Origin of the sequence: Arsenophonus sp. ENCA (genome assembly GCF_002287155.1) — a bacterium.
Classification (GTDB): Bacteria; Pseudomonadota; Gammaproteobacteria; order Enterobacterales; family Enterobacteriaceae; genus Arsenophonus; species Arsenophonus nilaparvatae.
This window is the reverse complement of sequence record NZ_NHNG01000098.1, coordinates 1-4,172: the sequence shown is the minus strand read 5'-3', so window position 1 is coordinate 4,172 and position 4,172 is coordinate 1. Positions and strand designations below refer to the sequence as shown.

The 4,172-nt window shown below is 35.8% G+C and carries 5 protein-coding genes and 1 pseudogene; 3 read left to right on the top strand and 3 right to left on the bottom strand.

Features of this window, described 5'->3' with window-relative positions; genetic code table 11:
* A pseudogene (locus CBG25_RS02920) lies at nt 1-212 on the top strand (hypothetical protein); the annotation flags it as partial.
* A 404-nt stretch (nt 213-616) separates the two neighbouring features.
* Here CBG25_RS02920 and ygfZ read toward each other — a convergent pair.
* Nucleotides 617-1,603 (bottom strand): tRNA-modifying protein YgfZ, encoded by a 987-nt coding sequence (gene ygfZ, locus CBG25_RS02915; protein WP_290604406.1) that lies wholly within the window; start codon nt 1,601-1,603, stop codon nt 617-619.
* Between the two features lie 259 nt (nt 1,604-1,862).
* Between ygfZ and sdhE the strand changes: the two genes are divergently transcribed.
* Both sdhE and CBG25_RS02905 read left to right on the top strand, forming a co-directional pair.
* Nucleotides 1,863-2,126 carry an FAD assembly factor SdhE gene (gene sdhE / locus CBG25_RS02910; protein WP_290604405.1) on the top strand — a complete coding sequence of 88 codons (264 nt, stop codon included), beginning with the start codon at nt 1,863-1,865 and terminating at the stop codon, nt 2,124-2,126.
* Nucleotides 2,107-2,514 (top strand): protein YgfX, encoded by a 408-nt coding sequence (locus CBG25_RS02905; RefSeq protein WP_032115280.1) that lies wholly within the window; start codon nt 2,107-2,109, stop codon nt 2,512-2,514. The genes sdhE and CBG25_RS02905 overlap by 20 nt, the downstream gene beginning before the upstream one ends.
* Before the next feature lie 15 nt (nt 2,515-2,529).
* Here the strand turns inward: CBG25_RS02905 and fldB are convergent, their stop codons facing one another.
* Together fldB and CBG25_RS02895 are read right to left on the bottom strand one after the other, a co-directional pair.
* Complete coding sequence (gene fldB / locus CBG25_RS02900) at nt 2,530-3,048, bottom strand: flavodoxin FldB (RefSeq protein ID WP_290604401.1); 519 nt, start codon at nt 3,046-3,048, stop codon at nt 2,530-2,532.
* A 515-nt stretch (nt 3,049-3,563) separates the two neighbouring features.
* Nucleotides 3,564-4,037, bottom strand: a complete 474-nt coding sequence (locus CBG25_RS02895; protein ID WP_290604399.1) for a S8 family serine peptidase — start codon at nt 4,035-4,037, stop codon at nt 3,564-3,566.
* Nucleotides 4,038-4,172 lie beyond the last annotated feature (135 nt).

Below are 4,172 nucleotides of genomic sequence, written 5' to 3'. Positions count from 1 at the left end.
ATCGAGAAGTTAAACAAAATTGTGGTATTGAACGCTGTCAGGCTCGCACGAGCCGAGCGCAAAGAAATCATATTTTTCTCGCTATTTCTGCGTGGTTTGAACAACATAAACGTCGTATATCTGAAAAAATAACCCTTTATCAACAAAATTGGGACGTAATCAAAAATGCTATTGCTGAGCACATCCGTGTTTTATTAGCGTACCCAAATTAGTTTTGTGCGAAACTCGTGTTATTTAGAATGAAAGCCAAGGGTTAATTGAAAATCTTGAGTTTTTCGAGGTGCCCTTCTATAATAGAGGTAGGGTTATAATGACATGTTCGACATTAAATCAAAGCTGGGTTGAAGTAGTATTGCTGATTTAGCTCGACATAACACATTGCATCTGATTGAAACATGGCCAATCAGCGCGTTATTGACAGCCAGACTGATGGATTACACCCAACGTTAATCCTGCTGACTGGGATCCAACAGTATTCTTTACCAATAAAATGAATAAGATCACATTAATTAGGAATTAGGTATTAATTTTATAACAGGGATATTTTCAGGATCCCTGTTTTGCTATATGAAAACTGTTTATCTGAATACCTTTTTATTAGCAATCGACGGATATGTTATTCCTCTTCCGACAATGAGTAAGGCAAAGGCTGAATAGTGAGCTGACTATTGGTTTCGCCAACCAGCCGAAAAATACTCTCTTTAGGCATATCATTATTCATGACAACTTGCACACTAATAAAACCTTTTGTCATGGTAACAGCAGCTAATACTGTTCCAGTACGCCGCCAGTTATCACCTATTTTCCACTCGATAGCCTCTCCAGTTTTTGGCAGCGTATTTGCTGTCCCGGTTAACCAAAACATGGCACGCTTATTGGCGCCGCGATATTTTGCTCGAGCGACCGTTTCCTGCCCGCTATAGCAGCCTTTCTGAAAACTAATACTTGCGGGTAATGCTTGTAGATTAACGGCTTGAGGAATAAATTGTTCACTATTCTCAACATCAAGATTAGCAATTCCAGCGGCAATATCGAAAGCTAACCATTGCTGACTATCACCATGTTGGGGGAAATGTTTTGTTAGTTCAGCGGCAGTTGCACCATCAGTAACAATTAAAAAACGTTCAAACGGTAAACTAAAGTGCAGTAAAATCGTCTGCCCTAGATGAATAACGGGCTTTTCCTTATCGGGTAATAGAGAAAAGTGGCTGCTCAATGCGTCACGAACTTCTTGGCCGGCAGCACCTAACAGCACAGTATTGTGCTGCTGGCTGAGTGTTATTTGCGAGAAAACCGCGTATTTTTTCAGTTCAGCAAGTTGTTTTGCTGCCACACTAGTGCGTAAAATATAGCCAAAGCCTTGATTATAATGAAATAAACGTAGTGTGCTCCACATTTTTCCTTTGGCGTCACAGTGGGCGGTGAATATATGTTGTTGTGCAGTTAATGTAGCAATATCTGCGGTTAATTGACCCTGTAGATATTTTTTAGCATCAACCCCTGTTGCTGTGATGAAACTCCAATCATTAAGTGACATTAACGTTAAGGGTAATTGATGGTCTATTTCACAAGTTGCTGGTGTAAATTTATTTAGGCTTGTCATGTGTTCATCCGCTAGTAACCTGGATAAGAGTAGTCATAATGGTAAAATAGCTAACAGACAAAGCAAGTAATATTATCAAAATTAACTAACAAAATTAATGTTGAATAATTTATCTATATAAAGTTTTTAGTTAGTGGTTAGTTGTGGTTTTTACAAAAATGTTACTTAAATCATTTCGATATTGATGAGAATTTGCTACGCTAAATTCTGATATGGAATCAAAAATTATTCACAAAAGTTTTTAAGGTTATTTTATCGTATGGATATCAATAATAAACCCAGGATCCACTGGGCTTGTCGCAGAGGAATGCGTGAGTTGGACATCGCCATTATGCCTTTTTTTGAGTATGAATATGATTCACTCACAGAGGATGAGAAATGTCTGTTTGTTCGTTTACTAGAGTGTGCAGATCCTGATTTGTTCAACTGGTTGATGAATCATGGACGTCCTGATGATGGTCTTTATCATATGATTCAATTGATACAGAGTAGAAATAAACAACGTGGTTCTTTGGAAATTTAATATCAATGTTTCGTGGCTGACACAGCTTTTTTCAACGGGTGTTCATGTGGGAATTGGCTTGTTAGTTTTCTTTTCATCTTGGCCGCCAAATAATCTAGTCACTTGGTTGATAGCGACCTTATTAATTGTGGCAAGTTGGGTAAGGAGTCAAAAAAATATAAGTCGTTGTAAAGGTAGTTTAGCTTTACTTAATGGTAATAAGATACAGTGGAAGAAAAGTGAATGGCTGATTGTTAAAAAACCTTGGTTTTGCTTATTTGGTATAAAACTTACTCTTCGTTCATTGCAATGTAATAAGCGGATTCGGTTATGGATTGCTTCAGATAGTATGCCAGAAGAGGAATGGCGCAACTTAAATCAATTGTTGTTGCAGTACCCTGATATTTGATATGAAATAGAAGCCTTATAATAAGGCTTCTATTTCATTTAATATTTGCATACACCACTGTTCTATTCGTTCATCTGTTTGTTCGAATTGGTTGGTTTCATCGAGCGCTAGTCCGACAAATTGGCTACCATCAGCGGTTAATGGTTTAAGGCTGCTAAAGGTATATCCTGTTGTAGGCCAAAAGCCGACAAATTTAACTTGCATCCGTAATAGCTGTTCATAAAGCATACCAAGTGCGTCAAGAAACCAGTCGCTATAATCGATTTGATCGCCTAAACCATATAGGGATACAATTTTGCCGGCTAAATTTAACGAACAGAGTTCATCCCAAATTGCTTGCCAGTCTTCTTGTAGTTCGCCGAAATCCCAAGTAGGAATACCTAAAATCAGAATTTGGTAATTTTCCATTAATTGCGGCGAAATATCTTTAAGATTATATAAATCAACTAATTCTTTACCTAGATTATACTGGATTTTTTCTGCAACCATTTCGGTGTAGCAGGTACTGGAACCATAAAAAAGACCAATTTTCATTTTGCAACTTGTTGTCATTTTGCGAGTAATAATAGAGTATTATAGCAGAAAAACATTAAAAAAATATTATAATTCAGTTAATTAAGGTTAATTTATAGGTTGAACTATAAGTCATATTATTTCATTAACGTTAATTAATATGGCTGTTTTTTTGATATGCCTCATATTATCATCAATAAAGATAGAAAATAATTATTTTTAACCTATCCTCTAATTAGTCCTTGCAATTTCTACGCCTTATTTGTTCATTCTATTCTTGTTAGATAGAGACTTTACCTGGTGTTGTGTTTGATATGTTTGCCAGTTAAAACTGGCTTTTTTTATGCTATTTTTTATAATATTTAATCTTATTTCTTTCAGATAATGGGATAAAAAACCAGATCTTAATCAGCCTAAAAGATAAATTTTGCGATCTGCTTTTAAGTTAATTCGCTAAAAAATTACCATAAAGAAAGATATTATATTATATTATATTATATTATATTATATTATTAATGATCATATTTAGCGCTTATTTATTGTAAACGCCTTTGTAGCGTATTAATTGCTCGGCGTACATTAGGTAATGGACCAATATTTATCCATTTATTACTAGTTTGATGGTATCCTTGCGGTGTGCCTGTTTCGATTAACAGTGAACGCATGTCTTTTGGTTTAATAACCTCACCAATATATTGTTTATACCATGATTGGATCGCCACAACAGCGGAAGCAACAATCGGCGTAGCAGATGATGTACCCGAAAAAGTATGGGTATAATTATTATGCTCACCGGTATTGTATAAATCGTTATAACCGGTTGTGACAACATTTAGCCCCCATCCTTGCACATGTATCATGCTGCCATAAGTGGTGAAATCAGTGGGGATCAAGTATTTTTTATCGCCTGCACCAACACGAATTGCACCATTATCACCATCGTCATTACGATTTCTATATTCATTGTATAATTTATGATCTAAATCTTCAGCGCCATTGCCAGCCGCCATAATAACAATAAACTAGTTGCTGAATAGAGACTTGCATTTTTTGTCACGCTATTGAGAATAAAAAGAGGTTTAACTTAGAGAATAAAGGTTTGAAATGATCAACAAAGAGCGGCTGTTACGAGATAATCGTTTATG

Coding starts and splice junctions, on each gene's coding strand:
- ygfZ (WP_290604406.1), bottom strand. CDS start 1,603: ATGACAAGCCTAAATAAATTTACACCAGCAACTTGTGAAATAGACCAT.
- sdhE (WP_290604405.1), top strand. CDS start 1,863: ATGGATATCAATAATAAACCCAGGATCCACTGGGCTTGTCGCAGAGGA.
- fldB (WP_290604401.1), bottom strand. CDS start 3,048: ATGAAAATTGGTCTTTTTTATGGTTCCAGTACCTGCTACACCGAAATG.
- CBG25_RS02895 (WP_290604399.1), bottom strand. CDS start 4,037: ATGGCGGCTGGCAATGGCGCTGAAGATTTAGATCATAAATTATACAAT.